This is a genomic window from Pandoraea sp. SD6-2 (assembly GCF_000389825.1).
Lineage (GTDB): Bacteria > Pseudomonadota > Gammaproteobacteria > Burkholderiales > Burkholderiaceae > Pandoraea > Pandoraea communis.
The window spans coordinates 160042-179947 of the sequence record NZ_KB944431.1; the positions used below are offsets into that span (position 1 = coordinate 160042).

21 protein-coding genes and 2 tRNA genes are annotated in these 19906 nt (G+C 63.5%); 11 read left to right on the forward strand and 12 right to left on the reverse strand.

The window, feature by feature from the left end; all coding sequences use genetic code 11:
- Nucleotides 1–15: 15 nt before the first annotated feature.
- Nucleotides 16–732 (reverse strand): GntR family transcriptional regulator, encoded by a 717-nt coding sequence (locus C266_RS08275; RefSeq protein WP_036662075.1) that lies wholly within the window; start codon nucleotides 730–732, stop codon nucleotides 16–18.
- A 177-nt stretch (nucleotides 733–909) separates the two neighbouring features.
- Between C266_RS08275 and C266_RS08280 the strand changes: the two genes are divergently transcribed.
- From C266_RS08280 to C266_RS08305, 6 genes are all read left to right on the forward strand, one after another.
- Entirely contained in the window at nucleotides 910–2130 is a 1221-nt protein-coding gene (locus C266_RS08280) for an alanine--glyoxylate aminotransferase family protein (RefSeq protein WP_010808567.1), read from the forward strand.
- A 187-nt stretch (nucleotides 2131–2317) separates the two neighbouring features.
- Nucleotides 2318–3595: an MFS transporter gene (locus C266_RS08285; protein ID WP_010808568.1), complete on the forward strand. Its 1278-nt coding sequence runs from the start codon at nucleotides 2318–2320 to the stop codon at nucleotides 3593–3595.
- A gap of 196 nt (nucleotides 3596–3791) precedes the next feature.
- Nucleotides 3792–6854, forward strand: a complete 3063-nt coding sequence (locus tag C266_RS08290) for an FAD-binding and (Fe-S)-binding domain-containing protein (protein WP_010808569.1) — start codon at nucleotides 3792–3794, stop codon at nucleotides 6852–6854.
- Nucleotides 6855–6894: 40 nt separating this feature from the next.
- Nucleotides 6895–8064, forward strand: a complete 1170-nt coding sequence (locus tag C266_RS08295) for a DSD1 family PLP-dependent enzyme (RefSeq protein WP_051126199.1) — start codon at nucleotides 6895–6897, stop codon at nucleotides 8062–8064.
- Between the two features lie 83 nt (nucleotides 8065–8147).
- Nucleotides 8148–8223 (forward strand) — tRNA-Ala (locus C266_RS08300).
- A gap of 16 nt (nucleotides 8224–8239) precedes the next feature.
- Nucleotides 8240–8315 (forward strand) — tRNA-Glu (locus C266_RS08305).
- Nucleotides 8316–8486: 171 nt separating this feature from the next.
- Here C266_RS08305 and C266_RS08310 read toward each other — a convergent pair.
- Nucleotides 8487–8783 (reverse strand): YciI-like protein, encoded by a 297-nt coding sequence (locus C266_RS08310; RefSeq protein ID WP_010808571.1) that lies wholly within the window; start codon nucleotides 8781–8783, stop codon nucleotides 8487–8489.
- Between the two features lie 49 nt (nucleotides 8784–8832).
- Complete coding sequence (locus C266_RS08315) at nucleotides 8833–9555, reverse strand: helix-turn-helix transcriptional regulator (RefSeq protein WP_036662167.1); 723 nt, start codon at nucleotides 9553–9555, stop codon at nucleotides 8833–8835.
- Between the two features lie 167 nt (nucleotides 9556–9722).
- Here C266_RS08315 and C266_RS08320 point away from each other — a divergent pair, with 167 nt between their 5' ends.
- Nucleotides 9723–10628, forward strand: a complete 906-nt coding sequence (locus C266_RS08320; RefSeq protein ID WP_010808573.1) for a DMT family transporter — start codon at nucleotides 9723–9725, stop codon at nucleotides 10626–10628.
- Between the two features lie 50 nt (nucleotides 10629–10678).
- On the opposite strand, the gene C266_RS08325 is transcribed toward C266_RS08320, so the two are convergent.
- The 3 genes from C266_RS08325 to C266_RS08335 form a co-directional block, all read right to left on the reverse strand.
- A complete protein-coding gene (locus C266_RS08325) occupies nucleotides 10679–10996 on the reverse strand; it encodes a hypothetical protein (RefSeq protein WP_010808574.1) in 318 nt (105 codons plus the stop codon).
- Between the two features lie 258 nt (nucleotides 10997–11254).
- Nucleotides 11255–11767: a hypothetical protein gene (locus tag C266_RS08330; RefSeq protein ID WP_010808575.1), complete on the reverse strand. Its 513-nt coding sequence runs from the start codon at nucleotides 11765–11767 to the stop codon at nucleotides 11255–11257.
- Nucleotides 11768–11983: 216 nt separating this feature from the next.
- Nucleotides 11984–12718 carry a YoaK family protein gene (locus C266_RS08335; protein WP_010808576.1) on the reverse strand — a complete coding sequence of 245 codons (735 nt, stop codon included), beginning with the start codon at nucleotides 12716–12718 and terminating at the stop codon, nucleotides 11984–11986.
- Nucleotides 12719–12937: 219 nt separating this feature from the next.
- Here C266_RS08335 and C266_RS08340 point away from each other — a divergent pair, with 219 nt between their 5' ends.
- Together C266_RS08340 and C266_RS08345 are read left to right on the forward strand one after the other, a co-directional pair.
- A complete protein-coding gene (locus tag C266_RS08340; RefSeq protein ID WP_168162882.1) occupies nucleotides 12938–13507 on the forward strand; it encodes a nitrogen fixation protein NifQ in 570 nt (189 codons plus the stop codon).
- Nucleotides 13508–13604: 97 nt separating this feature from the next.
- Nucleotides 13605–14129: a DUF1993 family protein gene (locus tag C266_RS08345; RefSeq protein WP_371257045.1), complete on the forward strand. Its 525-nt coding sequence runs from the start codon at nucleotides 13605–13607 to the stop codon at nucleotides 14127–14129.
- Nucleotides 14130–14181: 52 nt separating this feature from the next.
- Here C266_RS08345 and C266_RS08350 read toward each other — a convergent pair whose 3' ends face one another.
- The gene (locus tag C266_RS08350) at nucleotides 14182–14712 is read right to left on the reverse strand and encodes a GNAT family N-acetyltransferase (protein WP_010808579.1); all 531 of its coding nucleotides are present in this window, start codon (nucleotides 14710–14712) and stop codon (nucleotides 14182–14184) included.
- On the reverse strand, nucleotides 14709–15398 hold the full coding sequence (locus tag C266_RS08355) for a type 1 glutamine amidotransferase domain-containing protein (protein WP_010808580.1): 690 nt from the start codon (nucleotides 15396–15398) through the stop codon (nucleotides 14709–14711). Before C266_RS08355 ends, C266_RS08350 begins: the two co-directional genes overlap by 4 nt.
- Nucleotides 15399–15668: 270 nt before the next feature.
- Here C266_RS08355 and C266_RS08360 point away from each other — a divergent pair, with 270 nt between their 5' ends.
- Nucleotides 15669–16283 (forward strand): glutathione S-transferase, encoded by a 615-nt coding sequence (locus C266_RS08360; RefSeq protein WP_010808581.1) that lies wholly within the window; start codon nucleotides 15669–15671, stop codon nucleotides 16281–16283.
- A gap of 90 nt (nucleotides 16284–16373) precedes the next feature.
- Here the strand turns inward: C266_RS08360 and C266_RS08365 are convergent, their stop codons facing one another.
- The 4 genes from C266_RS08365 to C266_RS08380 form a co-directional block, all read right to left on the reverse strand.
- Entirely contained in the window at nucleotides 16374–17135 is a 762-nt protein-coding gene (locus C266_RS08365) for an ABC transporter permease (protein WP_010808582.1), read from the reverse strand.
- A gap of 8 nt (nucleotides 17136–17143) precedes the next feature.
- The gene (locus C266_RS08370; RefSeq protein ID WP_010808583.1) at nucleotides 17144–18073 is read right to left on the reverse strand and encodes an ABC transporter ATP-binding protein; all 930 of its coding nucleotides are present in this window, start codon (nucleotides 18071–18073) and stop codon (nucleotides 17144–17146) included.
- Between the two features lie 148 nt (nucleotides 18074–18221).
- Nucleotides 18222–18650 (reverse strand): VOC family protein, encoded by a 429-nt coding sequence (locus tag C266_RS08375; protein ID WP_010808584.1) that lies wholly within the window; start codon nucleotides 18648–18650, stop codon nucleotides 18222–18224.
- A gap of 57 nt (nucleotides 18651–18707) precedes the next feature.
- Nucleotides 18708–19127: a nuclear transport factor 2 family protein gene (locus C266_RS08380; RefSeq protein ID WP_010808585.1), complete on the reverse strand. Its 420-nt coding sequence runs from the start codon at nucleotides 19125–19127 to the stop codon at nucleotides 18708–18710.
- Nucleotides 19128–19234: 107 nt separating this feature from the next.
- On the opposite strand from C266_RS08380, the gene C266_RS08385 reads away from it, so the two are divergent.
- Nucleotides 19235–19885 carry a TetR/AcrR family transcriptional regulator gene (locus tag C266_RS08385; protein WP_010808586.1) on the forward strand — a complete coding sequence of 217 codons (651 nt, stop codon included), beginning with the start codon at nucleotides 19235–19237 and terminating at the stop codon, nucleotides 19883–19885.
- The last annotated feature ends 21 nt before the right edge of the window (nucleotides 19886–19906 follow it).

Below are 19906 nucleotides of genomic sequence, written 5' to 3' on the forward strand. Positions count from 1 at the left end.
TTTGGAAGTGCCGGCTCAGTTGCTCGGCGCGTCGCTCGCCGGTTCGGCGTGGATTTGCAGGACGGCGTCGCGCTTGGCCAGCAGGTGCTTGCGCAGGATCTCGCCGAGGCGTTTGCCATCGTGCTTTTCCAGCGCATCGATCATCTGCTCGTGCTCTGCAATAGCGCGGTCCCACTTGTCCGCATGGAAGTTCGAGCGAAAGCGCAGCGCCATGAGACGACGATTGATCGACACATAAGTTTGGCGCAACGCCCCGTTGCGCGCCGCTTCATTGATGCGATCGTGAATGGCCTGATTGCGCGCGTAATAGCCCGGCAGGTCCTGTTGCGCGCGGCACGCGAGCATTGCGTAATGCAACGCTTTGATTTCCGCCAGCTCGATGGGCGTCATGCGCTCGGCAGCCAACTCGCCTGAAAATGCCTCGAGCCCACTCATCAACTCGAACATCTCCCGGATTTCCTTTTCCGTCATGCGGGCGACGCTCGCCCCGCGATTTGGCGCAATCTCGATAAGACCCTCGGCGGCAAGCACTTTGAAGGCTTCGCGCAGCGGGGTGCGCGAGATGCCGAGGGTTTCGCACAACTCGCGTTCGTTGAGTTTGACACCGGGTGAGAGAACCCCCTCGATGATGAGCTTGCGCAGATGCTCGACCACCGTGTCGTGCAAACGCAAGCGCTCCACGCGCGGAATGTCTGGGGCGGCAATCGTCGACGTGTTTTCCATTTTTTGCATTCAAAATCATCAAGCCTTCATGTCCGCGATTGTAACGTACGGTGTCAGGCACCCGTATCTCTAGGGTAAACGCCTGTATTGAAAGCGCTTCTCACCTATTGCGAAAGTCCTCGGCTCTGTTAAAGTATTTTGAATGCAAAATTCAAAAGAGAATTTTTGAACAGGAGAGAGACGTTCATGCTGAAGCTCGATTTCCACCCCTCGGGTCGCCACTTCCTGCAAATCCCTGGTCCCAGCCCGGTGCCCGATCGCATTCTGCGCGCCATGAGTTACCCGACGATCGATCACCGTGGCCCGGAATTTGGCGCGCTCGGTCGCAAGGTACTGGCCGACATCAAGAAGATCTTCAAGACGGAGCAGCCGGTGGTGATCTATCCGGCCTCGGGCACGGGGGCATGGGAAGCTGCGCTGACGAACACACTCTCGCCCGGCGATCACGTGCTCATGTTCGAGACGGGACACTTCTCCACGCTTTGGAAGAAGATGGCCGAGAACCTTGGCCTGAAGCCGGAGTTCATCGGCTTGCCGGGCACCGACGGTTGGCGTCGCGGCGTTCAGCCGGACATGATCGAAGCGCGCCTGCGCGCCGACACCGCGCATGACATCAAGGCCGTGTGCGTGGTTCACAACGAAACCTCGACCGGCGTGACTTCGGATATCGCGGCGGTGCGTCGCGCCATCGACGCTGCCGGGCATCCCGCGCTGCTGCTCGTCGACACGATCTCGGGCCTCGGCTCGGCCGATTACCGTCACGACGAATGGGGCGTGGACGTTACCGTTTCGGGGTCGCAGAAGGGCCTGATGCTGCCGCCGGGAATCAGCTTCAACGCGGTCTCGCCCAAGGCGCTCGACGCCGGCCGCAGCGCCAAACTGCCGCGCGCTTTCTGGGGCTGGCAGGAAATCATCGAAGCGAACAAGAACGGCTACTGGCCGTACACGCCGAACACGAACCTGTTGTACGGCCTGTCCGAGGCGCTCGACATGATTCTCGAAGAGGGGCTGGACAACGTGTTCGCGCGCCACCAGCGTCTGGCCGAAGCCACGCGCCGCGCCGTGCGCGCTTGGGGTCTCGAGATCCAGTGTCAGGACCCGGCGGTGTACAGCCCGGTGCTCACCGGTGTGGTCATGCCGCAAGGCGTGGATGCCGACGAAGTGCGCAAGCGTATCTACGAACGCTTCGACATGTCGCTGGGGCAGGCGCTCGGAAAGATTCGCAGCACGATGTTCCGCATCGGCCATCTGGGCGACTGTAACGACCTCACGCTCATGGCAACGCTCGCGGGTTGCGAAATGGGTCTGCAGATTTCCGGCGTCAAACTCGCCGGTTCGGGTGTCGTTGCCGCGATGGACTATCTGGCACAGGCAAAAGACACGCCGTCGCTCAAGGCCGCTGCCTGACGAGCCGTTAGTTATCCTTAACAGGAGACGAAGGGCGCCGCCGCCGTTGCCGGTGCCCTTGCAGTGAACGCTTTACTTGTCATTCAGGCGGTAATGGGCCCCACCACAGAAGGGCTCGTACCGCAGCAACACCTTTTGCGCCATCTGCAGGCAGGGGCGCTTCACAGGATGTTTCAGGAGACATGCAATGAAGCTTTTCAGAGCGACGCGGGTCGTGCTGGTGATGCTATGCGTCATGTACTTCATCACTTATCTCGATCGTGTCAACGTCAGTACGGCTGCCGCCGGCTTCGGCAAGGAATTCAATCTCAACAAGACCGAAATCGGTCTCGTCTTCTCCGCTTTCGCTTATCCCTATCTGGTTTTTCAGATCATCGGCGGCTGGGTGAGCGACCGCTTCGGTGCGAAGCGTACGCTGCTCTTTTGCGGTGCGTTGTGGGCCGTTGCGACGATTCTCACCGGCATGGCGGGCGGTCTCGTCACACTGTTGCTGGCACGTCTGCTGCTGGGTCTTGGTGAGGGCGCAACGTTTCCGGCGGCAACGTCGGCCATGTCCCGTTGGATCCCAAAAGAAAAGCGCGGTTTCGCTCAGGGCATCACGCACGCGGCGTCGCGCATCGGCAATGCCGTTGCCCCGGCCGTGGTGGTGTTCATCATGACGACGCACGGCTGGCGCGAATCGTTCTATCTGTGCGGGATCGTGAGTCTGGTCTGGGTGGTGCTTTGGGGGCTCACGTTCACGGAGCGTCCGCAAGATCATCCGCGCATCACGACCGAAGAACTCGCCGTGCTGCCTGCCCTGAAGGCAAAGAGTGCGTCGGTGCCGTGGGGGCCGCTGTTCAAGCGCATGATGCCGGTCACCATCGTGTACTTCTGCTACGGCTGGACGTTGTGGCTCTTCCTGTCGTGGATTCCGCAATACTTCCTGCACAGCTACGACCTCGACCTGAAGAAGTCGGCGCTGTTCGCATCGAGCGTGTTCTTCGCCGGTGTGATCGGCGATACGCTCGGCGGGATCGTCACGGACAAGCTGTACGAGCGCACCGGAAACCTGAAGCGCGCACGTAGCTGGATGGTGTCCGTGTGCATGCTGCTCACGCTGATCTCGCTCGTGCCGATGATGTTCACGCACCATCTGTACGTGTCAATGGCATGTCTCGCGTTCGGCTTCTTCTTCGCCGAAATGACGATTGGCCCGATGTGGGCGATCCCGATGGATGTCGCCCCGGAATACTCGGGCACGGCCAGCGGCATGATGAACACCGGTTCGGCGCTGGCCGCGATCCTCTCGCCGGTGATTTCGGGCTATCTCATCGACCGCACGGGTAACTGGGAACTGCCGTTCGTGGGCAGCATGATCTTGATGGCCCTCGGTGTGGTGCTGGCTTTCCGCATGCAGCCCGAGAGCAAGTTTTCGATGGCCGGCGATGCCGCCAAAGCGAGCAACGCGCGCCAGCCGGCCTGATGGGCGTGCGATGTCCATGTGATGTGCGCCTGATCGCCGCGCGTGCCGGAGGCTCGGCGCGCGCGGCATCGGGCGGCATCGGCGACATCTCCTGCAAAACGTCAGCCGGACACGCTCTACCTTTACGTTCGCCATATCTTCTGCCCGCCCGGGCGGGCCCGCGCAACGGCCCTGTCAGCTCAACGCCAGCAACGTCATGAATGCCCAATCGAACGCCCGCGAGACTTCCCACGCCGATCCCGTCGCCCAGCCCGTGCATCTGATGCCGATGCAGCGTGCCGGCGTGGCCCTCACGCCCTTGCAGGATCGTCTGCGTCGAGAGATGCGTGGCGATGTGTGCTTTGATCGCGCGAGTCGTGGCCGATATGCGACTGATGCCTCGATCTACCAGATATTCCCGATCGGCGTGGTAGTGCCGCGCGATCAGGAGGACCTGATTCGCGCCCTCGACATCGCACGTGACCAACAGGTGCCGGTGCTCGCACGCGGCGCGGGCACGAGCCAATGCGGCCAGACTATTGGCGAGGCGCTGGTCATCGACAACAGCAAGTGGCTCAACCGCGTGGTGGCGTTCGACGCCGAGGCGCGCACCGTCACCGTCGAACCGGGCATCGTGCTCGATCACCTGAACGCGTGGCTCAAGCCGCACGGCCTGTGGTTCCCGGTGGACGTATCGACAGCGGCGCAATGCACCATCGGCGGCATGACGGGCAACAACTCGTGCGGTTCGCGCTCGCTCGAGTACGGCAACATGGTGCACAACGTACTCTCCATCGATGCGGTGCTGGCCGATGGCGCGCCATTGCACTTCGGTTCGCTGCGCACGCCGCCCACCGACGCTCGCATGCGGGCGATTCTCGAGCGCGTTCACGAGATTGCCGTGCGTGAGCGTGACGAACTGCGTGAGCGCGTGCCGCGCGTGCTGCGACGCGTGGCGGGCTACAACCTCGATTTGTTCGACTGCCTCAATCCGCGGGCGTACACACACGACGGTGTGGCCAATCTGTCGCATTTGCTGGTCGGCTCGGAAGGCACGCTCGCGTATAGCCGTCAGATCACGCTCAAGCTGGCGCCGCTACCCGTGCACAAGACGCTCGGTGTGGTGAACTTCCCCACGTTCTATCAGGCGATGGCTCTCGCGCAGCACATCGTCAGGCTGGGGCCGGTCGCGGTGGAACTGGTCGATCGCACGATGATCGATCTGGCGATGGACAACCCGGCGTTCCGCCCGGTGATCGAGACGGCGCTCGCTGGCGATCCGCAAGCGATTCTGCTCGTGGAGTTCGCGGGCGACGACGCTAACGCGCTGCGCGCGAAGCTCGACGATCTCGCCTCGCTGATGGGGGATCTCGGACTGCCCGGCAGCGTGGTGAAGATGCCCGAAGCGGGGCCGCAGAAGGCGCTGTGGGAAGTGCGCAAGGCAGGCCTGAACATCATAATGAGCATGAAGGGCGACGGCAAGCCGGTGTCGTTCATCGAAGACTGCGCGGTGCCGCTGGAACATCTTGCGGAGTACACGCGGCGGCTGACCGAAGTGTTCCATCGCAACGGCACGGAGGGTACCTGGTACGCGCACGCGAGTGTGGGCACGCTGCATGTGCGCCCGATTCTGGATATGCGTCGTGACGGGGCGGTGAAGATGCGTGCCATCGCCGAAGAGGCGGCGGCGCTCGTGCGCGAATACAAGGGCGCGTACTCGGGCGAGCACGGCGACGGGCTGTGCCGCGGCGAGTGGGTGGCCTGGCAATACGGGCCGCGCATCAATGCGGCGTTCGGCGAGATCAAGCAACTGTTCGATCCGCAGAACCGTTTCAATCCGGACAAGATGGTGCGTCCGCCGAAGATGGATACGCGCGAGTTGTTCCGCTTCGCGCCGGGCTACGCAGCCAGGCCGATTACCCCCGCGCTCGACTGGACGGCGTGGAACGTGACGCGTGACGCGCTGACCGGCGAGCAGAGCGCGCCCGATACCGGCACCGATGTCACGCACGGCCTCGCGTCGGCCGTCGAGATGTGCAACAACAATGGACATTGCCGCAAGTTCGACGCAGGCACGATGTGCCCGAGCTATCGCGTCACCCGCGATGAACAGCATGTGACGCGCGGACGCGCCAACACGCTGCGTCTCGCCGTGTCCGGACAATTGGGCGACGAAGGGCTCGCGAGCGACGACGTCAAGGCAGCACTCGATCTGTGCGTGTCGTGCAAGGGCTGCAAGCGCGATTGCCCGACGGGCATCGACATGGCGCGCTTCAAGATCGAGGCGCGTCATGCGCGGGCCAAGCGTCACGGCGTATCGTTGCGCGACAAGCTGATCGCCTACCTGCCGCGCTATGCGCCGTGGGCCAGCCGCGTAGGCGGCCTGCTCGATGCCGCGCAGCGTCTGCCGGGCAGCAACGCCGCGAAGCGCTGGCTCGGTCTGGCGCTGGAGCGCTCGGTGCCGGCGTTAAAGCCGTCGTTCCTGGCGTGTCAGGCGCCGCTCGCTGCAACGCCGGTGCCGGAAGCGGCCGGGCAGCGTCAGGTACTGCTCTTCGTCGATACGTTCAACAACTACATGGAGCCGGAGAACGCGCGTGCCGCCAAGCGTGTGCTCGAAGCCGCCGGATATACCGTTCACGTGAACCAGCGCGCGGGCGAGCGTGCGCTGTGCTGTGGGCGCACGTTCCTCGCGGCGGGGCTGGTGGACGAAGCGAAAGCGGAAGCCCGGCGGTTGCTCGACGCCGTGATGCCGTTCGTCGAACGCGGCGTGCCGATTGTGGGGCTGGAGCCGTCGTGCCTGCTGTCGTTGCGCGACGAAGTGCTCGGCTACGGTTTCGGCGATGCGGCCCGCAAGGTGGCGGACAATGCGTTCCTGTTTGAGGAATTTCTGGTTCGTGAGAAGGCGGCAGGGCGTTTCGATGTGGCGTGGCGGGCCTTGCCAGACGGCGTGGGCGAGGCGCTCGTGCACGGGCACTGCCACCAGAAGGCGTTCGATGCCTACTCGGCCGTGAGGGCCGTGCTTGGTTGGGTGCCGGGGCTGAAGGTATCATCGATCGAGTCGTCATGCTGCGGCATGGCGGGCAGCTTCGGTTATGAGGCCGAGCACTACGATACCTCTCGCGCCATGTCCGAATTGACGCTGTTGCCGGCGATCCGGAAGCGCAAGGAGAACGCTATCGTTGTGGCCGACGGCACCAGTTGCCGGCATCAGATTCACGATGGTGCGCACACGGATGCGCTTCACGTCGCGTGTGTGCTGGCCCGGGCGCTGCCTGTCTGAATGCTGCAATTTTCTTGCAAATGCCCTCCAGGGGATTGTGATGCCCGATTCACTCAATACGGTTTTGACGTCTGCCAATGTAGCGGTACCCCCGGTTGCCCGCGTGGGCGATTCGCTCGCGCAGGTGGCAACGCCTTCCTTGCTGCTCGACCTCGACGCCTTCGACGCGAACGTCGCCCGTATGGCGAGTGCCGCCGCCGTGCGGGGTGTCGCGGTGCGTCCGCACGCCAAGGCGCACAAGTCCGTCACGATTGCGCGAGCGCAGATCGCGGCGGGCGCCGTCGGCATCTGCTGTCAGAAGGTCACGGAAGCGATTCCTTTCGTCAATGCGGGGATCGGCAACATCCACATCAGCAATGAGTTCGTGGGTGAAGCGCGCGTGGCGCTCGTCGTGGAGATGGCGTCGCGCGTCACGCTGTCCGTCTGTGTGGACGACGTACGTCAGGTCGCGCCGCTCGGTAAGGCGGCACAGCGCGCCGGTGTGCGTATCGCGGTGCTACCTGAGGTCGACGTGGGGCAGGGGCGTTGCGGGGTGGATTCGACGGACGCCGTAGCGCAATTGGTCGATGCCATCGATCATTACGAAGGGCTGCGCTTTGGCGGGTTGCAGGCGTATCACGGCAGTGCGCAACACATCGATAGCTGGGACCGGCGTCGTGACGCGGCGCGGCTTGCCGCCGACCGCGCGTCGACCTACGTGCGCTTTCTCGAGGCACGCGGGATTGCCTGCCCGGTGGTGACGGGCGGCGGCACGGGCACGGCCGAGTTCGATATCGAGAGTGGCGTCTATACCGAGATTCAGCCCGGCTCGTATGTGTTTCTCGACGGTCACTACGGCTCGCTCGAGTGGCGCGACGAGTGGCGCTTCCGCCATGGCCTGTTTCTCGCGTCGACGGTCATGAGCACGGCGCGCGCGGGCATCATCGTGTGCGATGCGGGGCTCAAGAGCGTGGCGACGGATTCGGGGCTGCCGCGTTTCTGGTCGTCGCAACAGGCGGGCAAGCCGTACTATCGCACAGCGTCGGATGAGCATGGCGTGCTTGAGCTGGGGGCTTCCGGCGAGGACAGCGCACCGTGGCTCGGCGAGCCAATTCTGCTCGTGCCTGGGCATTGCGATCCGACAGTCAATCTCTACGATCGGTATGTGGCCGTAAGGCATGGCCGTGTCGAAGGGCTGTGGCCCATCGAAGCGCGCGGCCTGAGTCAGTGAAGGCTAACGGCGTCGAAAAATTTTCGCGCAGGGGGCTTCACAACTTTCGAAAACCACGTTATAGTCTCGTTTCTTCGCCGTACGGGGGTATAGCTCAGCTGGGAGAGCGCTTGCATGGCATGCAAGAGGTCAGCGGTTCGATCCCGCTTACCTCCACCAAAACGGAAGACTTTATGTCCCCTTCGTCTAGAGGCCTAGGACATCACCCTTTCACGGTGAGTACAGGGGTTCGAATCCCCTAGGGGACGCCAGATTCATCGGCGTGATTCTCGGAAATGTCCGAAAACACGACGTACAATCGGTTGTCGACAAACGCGCTTGGCTTCACTGCCAAGCGCGTTTTGTTTTTTCCGCGACGGAATTCTCTTCTCGGCGCCGCATGGCAGGCGGCGTCCTGTGCCGCATATCCTCATGCGTCTCGCTTAGCGCACCGGCGAACTCGCTGTTTTGCCCACGACGGTTTTCCACGGCCGCACGCGCCACGCCTTCACCAGACCATTCACGACATACGGATCGGCTTTTGCGAACGCTTCGGCCGCTGCGGGAGATTCGCCTTCAAAGAGCAATGCCGCCGCGTCTACGGGGGATTCGAGCGCACCGGCGAGCAGCAGTTCACCGCGATCGGCAGCTTGCCAGGCGAGCGCCAAATGGGCGTTGCGGTATTGGGCACGACGCTCGAGATAATCGTCGACGAGGTCGTAAGTGAGCAGGTAATGCATGGGGTTGTCTCCTTTGAATTCGCTACGGTATCGACGACGTACCCCTGCATTATCGGTAAAACGCCGACGGTGGTACGCCGAAATGACGCTTGAACATGGCGGCAAACGCGCTCTGGCTTGCATAGCCGTGATCGAGCGCGACATTCACGATTTTCTCACCCCGCGCGAGCGCTTCCAGGGCCTGAAGCAGGCGGGCTTGTTGACGCCAGCGGCCGAACGTCATACCCGTCTCCCGGGCAAAGCGTCGCTGGAAGGTCTTCGCCGACAGGCCGGTGTCGCGAGCCCAGTCGTCGATGGTTGCGTCGTCGCATGGGGCCTGCATCAGGCGGTCGCATGTGCGCGCCAAACGCGTGTCGCGCGGCCACGGAAGATACAGCGGGAGCACTGGCAGGGCGATCAGTTCGTCGAGCAGCAGACGCATGAGGCGTGCGTCGCGCGAGTCGTCCGCGTAATCGATCGGCACATGAATGGCCGCGAGAATCAGTTCGCGCATGAGTGGCGTGATTTCCACCACGCAACTCTCATTGGGTAAGGGTTCCGTGCCGGGCTCGACGAACACCGTGCGCATCTTGACGTTGCCGCTCATCTGGACCGTATGTTCCAGCCCGGCTGCCAGCCAGACGCCGCGCGTGGGCGGCACCACCCAGCGACCCGACGCCGACGCGATGATCATCACGCCCTCGATGGCGTAGAGCAGTTGCGCGCGGCGATGAGAATGCGACGCGATGAACTCGTTGTGCGCATAGTCGACCGCCATCGCCGCCATTGGCATGGGCGTATTTTCGAAGCGAAGGTGGTCGGTCAAGCGGGTATCCCGGGGCCGGTGGACGGTATTCATGAGTGTCCTTTTCAAGACAGGTTCTGGAATTTTAGCGTGAGACACCCCATTGCGGCATGCCCGACGATGACGCTTCCTTTTCATACTTGCGGAAAATCGTCATGGGGTACCTCCTGTATCCGCTGGGCGCCATGCTGTTGTGGGCCGGCAATGTCATCGTCTCGAAGCTCTCGGCCACGACCATCGCGCCGTCGGCCATCACGTTCTACCGGCTGGTGCTGGCGCTTGCCGTCATGACGCCATTCGTCATTCGCCCGCTGGCGCGCAACTGGGGGCACATTCGCCCTCAACTGGCCAAACTCGGCTTCCTCGGTTTCCTGAGCATGTCGTTCTATCAGAGCCTGTCGTATCTGGCGGCGCACAGCACGACGGCGACGAACATGGCCATCGTGACGGCCCTCGCGCCGCTGCTCACGTTGCTGTGGAGCGTCGTGCTGCTGCGTGAGCCGCCAACGCTCGGCATGCTCGTCGGTGGCCTGCTGTCACTGGCGGGACTGGTGTATCTGATCGGGCAGGGGCATCCGTCACAACTGCTCGACGGCGGCGTACATCTGGGCGACGTGCTCATGTTGATCGCGTCGGCATCCTACGGGCTGTACAGCGTGTTGCTGCGACGCTGGCACGTGGCCGTGCCGCCTGCGCAGTCGACTTACGTGCAGGCCTGGGCAGCACTCGTGACGATGATCCCGATGCTTGCGCTCGTGCCCGCCGGTCAGGCACAACTCAACACCGCCACGGTGCCGCTGGTGTTGTACGCGGGGCTGGGGGCGTCGATTCTGTTGCCGATCCTCTGGATTCAGGGCATTCGCCATCTGGGGCCGAATCGGTGCAGCATGTTCATCAACGTACTGCCCGTCATGACGGCGGCGATTGCGGTGGTGTTGCTGGGTGAGCGCTTGCACACGTTCCACCTGATCGGCGGCGGTGTGGCGCTTGCCGGGGTGTTCATTGCGCAGCGCTGGCAGCGGCCGTTGCCTGGTTTCGGTACAGCCCCTGAGGCGGCGTAAGCCCGCTGCCGCGCGGCGATGCTGCGGCAGCAAGGGAAGGGGGCTACGCGTTACGAACCACGTACCGCGACCCCGTAAGTGCTCACTATGCGACGGTCCTGCTCTGCTGCGCAGAACGCTTCCCAGAGCAGGCCGTTGCAGTCGGTGCTGCTGGAATATTCGGGGACGCTGTCGTCTTCGAAGCCGATGTGCCGCAGCGTACCGGCTTGCGCGGGCGACTGGTTGATCGAGAAGTTCAGCAGGTCGGTGCGCCACATGGCGTAGGCGCCGGGCACGACCGCCGCAGGCGGCTGACCGAGACGCGTCGAATAGTCTTGAATGGATTCGTCGAGATCGCGCACGGCGAGCGCGATGTGAAAGCGTTTCATGGGGGCTCCTGACATGGGTATGGCAATGCATCGACGCAGGGCGATGTGAGTGCCCGCTCGCGATGCGAGCTATCGAGGTCGATCAGATCGATAGGATCGACGAGGCCTATCCTAGATGTCGTCAGGACGCTCTGCCAGACGGCAGGTTATCCCGGTATCCGGCGTAACTGGATGGCGCGGATGGCCAGCCGATTTCGCCGGCGTCGTGCTGGCATCGAGCCGGCGTCGTGACAGGGGGAGGCGTGAGTGAGCGGGCGCTTACTGGGGGCGCTGGAAGTCGTTCTCGACCCACGCGCGGGCGCTGTTGCGTGAGAGCTTGAACGTGGGTGGCACCTTGACCGAGGCGAGCGTTTCACCGAAGCGGTCGATGGCGCTCAGCATGGCGTACGGATCGTAGTCGTCGGGCACGATGTCGAGCGTGACGTCGATGTCGCCGTCGGGACCGTCGACGCTCACACGTTTGTGCAACTGCGCGCGCAATTGCTGTTCGTGACGCCGCAGCACTTCGTCAGCCGTCTTCACGAGCGTGTGAAACGCGTTGACGTCGAGCGGTTTCGGATTCTTCTTGTCGCGCCCCATCGTCCACGGCCCGACGAGCGCCGGTTCCGACTCCCCATCCTGGTACATGGCGACGGCCCATCCGTCGTCTTCCTCGTTCTTGACGACCTTCGCCGTCCATCCGTCGTCGCGCCACAGGCGATCTTCGTGGATGGCATCGGTGTTGTCGAGGGTGTCGTCGGTCGGATGAAGGTCGGTGGAGGTGGCAGTCACTGTCGGAAATCTGGGCTTGGGGAGATGAGTGCGGTATGCGCAAGGCGCGTCGGGACGTGGGCTTGCGAAAGCGGTGATTTTACCGCGTCCGGCCGAGGCGCGGACGCGTTCGCCGTATTGCGTAGGGAGACCCGGGCGTCAACGCTTGACCCGCCTGCCGCCGGCGAACGCGTCGGGCGTGCCTCGCTTCGCGCGAAGACGGCGGGCACCGGCAAGTCACTCGTTCGCCACCGCCAGTGCGATGAGCAATACCACCGGCAGCATCACGCACCAGAAGCCCGCGCCGTGATACGCGAAGCCGCCGAAAACGGCGCCGACCGCAAACGCGGCAAGCGCCGGAATCATCTTGCGCAAACGGGCGCGTGCGGCCTTGTCGTCGCCGCAACTGCCGCTTGCCAACTCGACCATGTCGATCACGATCTGCGTGGTGTTACCGGTCATGATCGTCGTTGGTGCGAGGTCGGCGAGCACGAGGCGTCCGACGGCGTTCTGGATGGCGAGGGCGGCCACGCCGAACATGCCCGACAGAATTGCGAGCGGTGCGTCTGCCGAGACGATGGGCTGTGCCGCCATGCCCACGATCATGAAGCCGAGCAGCAGTAGCGTCTGCACCGCGAGCAGCAGGCGCAGCGGTCGGCGCTCGGTGCGCGAAAAGCCTTGCACGACCAGCTTCACGAGCGCGACGAAGACAACGAACACGGGCAGCGCCAGCAGTTTGGCCAGCACGCCCACATGCGTGCTGGCGACCAGTTGTACGCCGATCATCACGAAGTTGCCGGTCACATGCGCGGTGAAAAGCCCGAAGAGTGCAATGAAGCCCACGACGTCGATGTAACCCGCCACGAACGCGAGCGCCATGCCGATGGCGGCCGGTTTGGAAAAATGACTGACCCATGCGCGGGCGAAACTGGAGGCCTCGGTCGGTGTGGGGATGTGGCGCGGGGTACCCATGATGGCTCCTCTGACGACTGCTGTTGTGTGGATCTTGTCCCTGTGGAGCGGCGTGCGGGAGCGGCTCCGGGCGCTGATGGAGCATATCATCGCCCCGTGACGGGCGGCGTTGCACCGACCCGCTATACTTCGGCATGCTACTGGGCGCCATTGCTGCCTGACGACGCCCCGTCTTGCCTCATCCCCTACCCATTCGACGTGTCGAGGGACTGAATGGCCATGAGCGTTTCGCTGACCCCATCGCATTCGCGCACCGAGGCGGCGCTGTTCGCGTCGCTATTGCGCGCGAATGCGACGCCCGAGCGCGTGGCGCGTCTGGGGCTCTCGGGCGCGGCAATGGCAGCGTTGCTGCGTCGCCATTTCGCACCGGTGCCCCAGGCGTGGCACGCACTCGCGGCCGATTTGCCGACGCCCGCCTGGGCATCGCACGCCACTTTCGTCGCGGAGATGCGCGAGATGCTGCGCCGCCGGGCCGATCCGATCCTGCACCCGGCGGATGCGGCCGATATGGCGACGATTCTCGCCACGGCGTGTCTGCGTCCCGATCATCTGTGGCGAGACCTCGGCCTGACCGGTCGTGAAGATGTGACGGCCCTGCTCACGCATTGCTTCCCGTCGCTGGTGATTGAGAACACCGCCAACCTGCGCTGGAAGCGCTTCCTCGCCGAGGCGTGCGCCAGAGCGTATGGCCGTGCGCCCGCACCCGCGCCGGGATGTCCGGGGTGCGAGGCTTACGGCGAATGCTTCGCGCATTTGCGCCCGACGAGCGCTCCTGTCGAGTTTCCGTAAGCCGTCCGGTGCACGGCGAGAATTCCCGGGCGCTGATAGCATGGGCGTCTGCGCGACTTGTGCGCGTTACCCGCAACGCCATCCCCCGAGGAGTTTCATGATGTCGATTTCACTCTATCGCGCCACCATCCCCGTCTATCTCCGTGGTCTGACCGTGATGGCCGACTACATCAAGACGGCCCGTGCCCATTGCGAGGCGAAGTCACTCGACCCGCAAACGATTCTGAAAGCGAAGCTCGCCCCCGACATGCTCGACTTCGTCGCGCAGGTGCAGCGCGTGAGCGACACGGCGAAGTTTGCCGTGGCTCGGTTCACCGGCGTGGAGTCGCCGAAGTTCGACGATAACGAGACGACCTTCGATCAATTGCGTGATCGCATCGCAAATACCGAGGCGTTCATTGCCGGTGTGCTCGAAGACCGCTTCGACGGCGCTGAGTCGCGCCAGATCACGCTGAAGTTCAAGGAATATCAGACCACGATGGATGCGGTCGATTATCTGCTCAAGTTCGCGCTGCCGAACTTCTATTTCCACGTGACGACCACGCACGACATCCTGCGTGCACAAGGGGTGGACGTGGGCAAGAAGGATTATCTCGGCCCGTACGAGATGGAAAAGATCTGATTTGCGCGATGTACGATGCGCGGCGGCGCGGGGGCCCGGAGGCTCCCGCACGTTAGCGCGTGGCGATGGGGAGGTACATGCGCAGTTCGTCCTGGAAACCGTTGCCGGCGCGCATGGCGTCGGGCTCGCGCCCGATTTCGACGAAGCCGAACGATTGATAAAGCGCGATCGCAGGGCGATTGTCGGCGCTCACTTGCAAGGTGACGTGACGTAGCCCCGGCTGCGAGCGCGCGAGCGCGAGTGCCGCTTCGACCAGCGCACGCCCGACGCCGCGCCCCGCTGCGTCCGAGTGCACATACATTCCCCACAAAAAGCCGACGTGCGCGAAGTTCGTGCGCTCCCCGCGTCCCAGACCCAGCACGCCAATTAGCCGTTCGTTCTCGAACGCGCCGAAGACACCGCCATCGGTGCGCGCCACCAGCCGTTCACGCACCCGTTCGACCGGCAAGTCCTTCTCTTCCTCATAAGTCGATCCGAACGCCTCGGGGTGGGCTTGCAGACCTGCGAGCCGCAATGCCTGAAATGCGAGCGCATCGCCCGGCACGAGACGCCGCACGTCGACGGATGGCGCCCGCGAATTCATGGCAGACGAGGCTCTATCATTGCAAGCACGGTACGCGCCGCTTCTTCCGACGAGGCGGGATTCTGGCCCGTCACGAGCCGTCCGTCACCGACCACATGTGATTGCCAGTTGCCGGCTTTCTCGTACAGACCCCCCAGACGTTTGAGTTCGTCTTCGACGAGGAACGGCACCACATCGGTGAGGCCGACCGCCGCCTCTTCGGCGTTGGTGAAACCGGTCACATGACGGCCACGTACGAGCGGCTCGCCGTTCTCGCTGCGCACCTGTCGCAGCACTCCCGGTGCGTGACAGACGAAGCCGGTCGCCTTGCCCGCGCGCTCGAAGGATTCGATCAGATGGATGGAGTTCGGGTCTTGCGCCAGATCCCACAGCGGGCCGTGGCCGCCGGGGTAGAAGAGGGCGTCGTAGTCGGTGGCTTTGACGTCGGCCAGCCGGAGGGTGTTGGCAAGCGCCTTCTGGGCCTCGGGATCTTCGCGAAAGCGCCGCGTTGCGTCGGTCTGCGCATCGGGCTCGTCGCTCTTCGGATCGAGCGGCGGCTGACCGCCTGCGGGGGATGCCAACGTGACATCCAGCCCTTCGTCGATGAATACGTAGTAAGGCGCGGCGAATTCTTCGAGCCAGAAGCCGGTCTTCTTGCCCGTGTCGCCAAGGCGGTCGTGCGAGGTCAGAACCATCAGGATGTTCATGAGATGTCTCCCTGTCGAGTCGGCCATGCGGCACATTCTACCTGTCATGCGACGCGCTCGCAGGTGTCGGCAAGCGGTGCGACAGGTTTCCGGCCCGGTGTCGCGCCACAGGCCGCTTGTGAGCCGGATTCACAGAAAACCGCAATCGAATTCGATTTGCGCGGCGTTGGACGTCCGCTATGCTTGTGCGGATGCGGGCGCTGCCCGTCGCATGACAACCGAACCGATCACACGAGCACCGGCAGAGACTGCCGACCACAGGAGCAAGACATGCAATTGATTGGAATGCTGGATTCCCCGTACGTGCGCCGCACGGCGATCTGTCTGAAGCTGCTGGGGTTGCCGTACGAACATCGCTCGCTGTCCGTCTTTCGAACGTTCGACGAATTCTCGACGATCAACCCGGTCGTGAAAGCCCCGACACTTGTGACCGACGACGGCACGGTGCTCATGGACTCGACGCTCATCCTGCAATACGCCGAGACGCTGGTCGAACCGGCGCGGCGGCTCGTGCCCGTCGACCCCGCCGAACACCTGCGCGCGTTGCGCCTCACGGGGCTGGCACTGGCGGCATGCGAGAAGTCGGTGCAACTGGTGTACGAGCGCGAGCTGCGCCCGAGCGAGAAGCGCCACACGCCCTGGACGGATCGCGTTCGCAAACAGGTGCACGCGGCGTTCCGCGAACTGGAGACCGAACTGGCGCGCAAGCCCGTGCTGGCGACGCCGGACGGTATCGGCGAGCATGGTGTGGCGATTGCCGTGGCGTGGCGCTTCCATCAATTGATGTTGCCGGAAATCGACTTCGGCAACGACTTTCCGGAAGTCGCCAAGTTCTCCGCGCAGGCCGAGGCGCTGCCTGCATTCCGGGAAACGCCGCCGCTCTGATGCGGATGGCCGGAGCGCAGGGCCGGTGCAGGGAGGGGAGGGGTGGGAGGGATGGGCGGTGCCGGACGATTCACCGTCCGGCACGCAGCATCAGTTCTTGAGCCGGTAGCCTGTCTTGAACATCCAGGCAACGATGGCGAGGAAGACGGCAAGGAAGACGATCGTCATGCCGAGACTGACACCCACACTCACGTCTGCCAGCCCGTAGAAGCTCCAGCGAAAACCGCTGATGAGATACACGACCGGATTGAACAGCGTGACCGTGCGCCAGAACGGCGGCAGGATGCTTGTCGAATAGAAGCTGCCGCCGAGGAACGTGAGCGGCGTGATGATGAGCAGCGGCACCAGTTGCAGCTTCTCGAATCCGTCGGCCCAGATACCGATGATGAAGCCGAGCAGGCTGAACGTCACGGCGGTGAGCACCAGAAACAGCACCATCCAGAGCGGATGCTCGATGCGCAGCGGCACGAACAGCGCGGCGGTGCCGAGCATGATGACACCGAGAATGATCGACTTGGTCGCCGCGGCCCCCACATACGCCACCACGATCTCCATATACGACACGGGCGCGGAGAGTACCTCGTAGATCGTGCCGGTAAATCGTGGGAAATAGATGCCGAACGAGGCGTTCGTCACGCTCTGCGTAAGCAGCGAAAGCATGATGAGGCCCGGCACGATGAACGCGCCGTACGGCACGCCCTCGATCTCGGGAATGCGCGAGCCGATGGCTGCGCCGAACACCACAAAGTAAAGCGACGTCGAGATGACGGGCGAGATGATGCTCTGCATCAGCGTGCGACGCGTGCGAGCCATCTCGAAGTTGTAGATCGCCCTGACGGCGTAGAAATTCATGGCGCGGCTCATCCTTCTTTTTTGTGTACGAGCGAGACGAAGATGTCTTCGAGCGAGCTTTGCGTCGTGTGCAGATCCTTCACCGAGAGACCGGCATGCTCCATGTCGCGCAGCAGGGTCGCGATGGAGGTTTGCTCGATATTGGCGTCGTAGTTGAAGGCAAGTTCGGTGCCGTTGTTGCCGAGCGCAAGGCCGTAGCGGGCCAGCGATTCGGGCACGGCAGACAATGGCTCGGCGAGTTGCATCGTGAGCTGCTTGCTGCCCATGTGCCGCATCAGCTCGGTCTTCTCCTGCACGAGCGTGATCTGACCGCCGGTGATGATGCCCACGCGGTCGGCCATTTCCTCGGCTTCTTCGATGTAGTGCGTGGTGAGGATCACGGTGACGCCGGTCTCGCGCAGCGATTGCACGAGACGCCACATGTCGCGGCGCAGCTCGACATCGACACCCGCCGTGGGCTCGTCCAGGAACAGCACGCGCGGTTCGTGCGAGAGCGCCTTGGCGATCAGCACGCGTCGCTTCATGCCGCCCGAGAGCTGCATGATGCGACTGTCCTTCTTCTCCCACAGCGAGAGCGAGCGCAGCACCTTTTCGATGTATGCGGGATTCGCGGGCTTGCCGAACAGGCCACGCGAGAAAGAGACGGTGGCCCACACCGATTCGAACGAGTCGGTGGTCAGTTCCTGCGGTACGAGGCCGATGGCTTCACGCGCGGCGCGGTAGTCCGTGACGATGTCGTGACCGTCGACGGTGACCGTGCCCGAGGTTGGGCGCACGATGCCGCAGATGGTACTGATGAGGGTCGTTTTGCCGGCACCGTTCGGGCCGAGCAGGGCGAAGATTTCGCCGCGCTGGATTTCCAGGTTGATGTTCTTGAGTGCCTGGAAGCCGGTCGCGTACGTCTTCGACAGATTCTGGATTGAGATCACGGATGGCATGGCGGCGACGATAGCACAGGCGTGCGGAACTTGTTGGGTAGGCTGCGCAGGCAAAAGAACGGCGGGCATCGGGGGGTGTCGTCTGTCCCCGCATGCCCGCCCGCAGGCAGCCAAGCAACCGCGTTGGCCCCCGGTGCATCCTGAATCTTTAGCCCTTCTGCATTTCCTTCGGCACGATCACCATCCAGTTCATGCCGAAGCGATCCTTGACCATGCCGAACGTCTTCGCGAAGAAGGTCTCGGCGAGCGGCATGTTGACTTCACCGCCGTCCGCGAGGGCGTTGAAGGCCTTTTCGGCCGCGCCCACTTCCGTAAAGTCGACCGACAGCGAGAAGCCGTCGAACTTGGGCTTGCCGCTCACCCTGCCGTCCGAGGCCATCACCATCGATTCGCCGATGGTGAATTCGCCGTGCATGATCTTGTTCTCGCTTCCCGGCGGGAGCATCCCCTCCGGGCAACGCTCGGGGCTCTCGCTGTAGCGCATGAGCATGCCGCGCTTCGCCCCCAGCGTTTTCTCGTAAAACGTAATGGCTTCTTCGCAACGACCTTCAAAAAACAAATAGGAATGGACTTGCATGGAGCGCTCCTCTCGATGTCTTAAAAAGGGGCATGACGACGCCCCGGCAGGAAAGTGCTAAGGCGCGAACGACATGGGTACCGAGGCATGCTCATGCACCACACGCCAACGGCCTTGTGTCTTGCGATAGCACACCGTCGCACGCACGGTGGCGCCGTATGTCTGTCCGTCGGCACCGGTGTTGCGCACGATATTCACGCTGTGGCTGAACGCCAGATCGCCGGCGTGCTCGAGATGCCATTGCGTGACTTCGAAATGGATCGGCCCGGCCGCATGGCCGAACCAACCCTCGAGCAAACGGCGATACGCCTCAAGGCCGCGATGCTCGACAGGCGGCATCACGTCGAACACCACGACATCGGGGTCGTAATGATCGAGCAATGTGCCGACCTTCTTGTTGCGCACGGCGTCGAGCCATGCCGCATTGATCGCACAAATGGCCGCTTCGTCGCCATGTGCCGGATATGTCTCCACCATAGTGCCTCCTCCCGTGTTGCGCTGATATGTCGCGCTGCAACTTGCCTTTGTGGACAGTGTACACAAACAATAGCAGACATAATGGACACTGTCCACAAGGAGTTGTCATGACAGAACAAGACGCAGCGACCGGGCCGGCACGCACGACATACCGGCATGGCGACCTTCGCCGGGCGTTGCTGGAGGCGGGGATAGCGCTGGCACGCGATGGGGGGCCGGACGCTGTGATTCTGCGCGAGGCCACGCGTCGCGCCGGGGTGGTGCCCAACGCGGCGTATCGTCATTTTGCGAATCGTCAGGATTTGCTCGATGCTGTGCGCTCGGCGGCGTTGGCCGAACTGGCGCTGGCGATTGAGCACGAGATGGCGGCACCGGGGATGGCGGCGCTCGACGCCGCCGGCCGTGCCCGTGCGGGCTTGCGGGCTGTCGGCATTGGCTATCTGCACTTTGCGCGTGCGCAGCCGGGGCTGTTCCGTACGGCGTTTGCACCGTCGGAGAATGTGCGTTCGGCGGCGACGCCGGAGAAAGCGGGGACGAGCGGGCTCAATCCCTTCCAGCTTTTGGGGGCGGCACTCGACGGGATGGTTGCCGCCGGCATTATCGGCGCGGCGCAGCGGCCCGGCGCAGAGTATCTGGCGTGGGCCGCCGTGCATGGCCTGGCGGTGCTGGTGATCGACGGCCCGCTGCGCGATCTGCCCGGCGATCAGGTCGACGTGCTGGGGCAGCGGCTCGTCGCCATGGTCGAGCGCGGGCTGTAGACGCCCAAGTGCGGGGCGCGT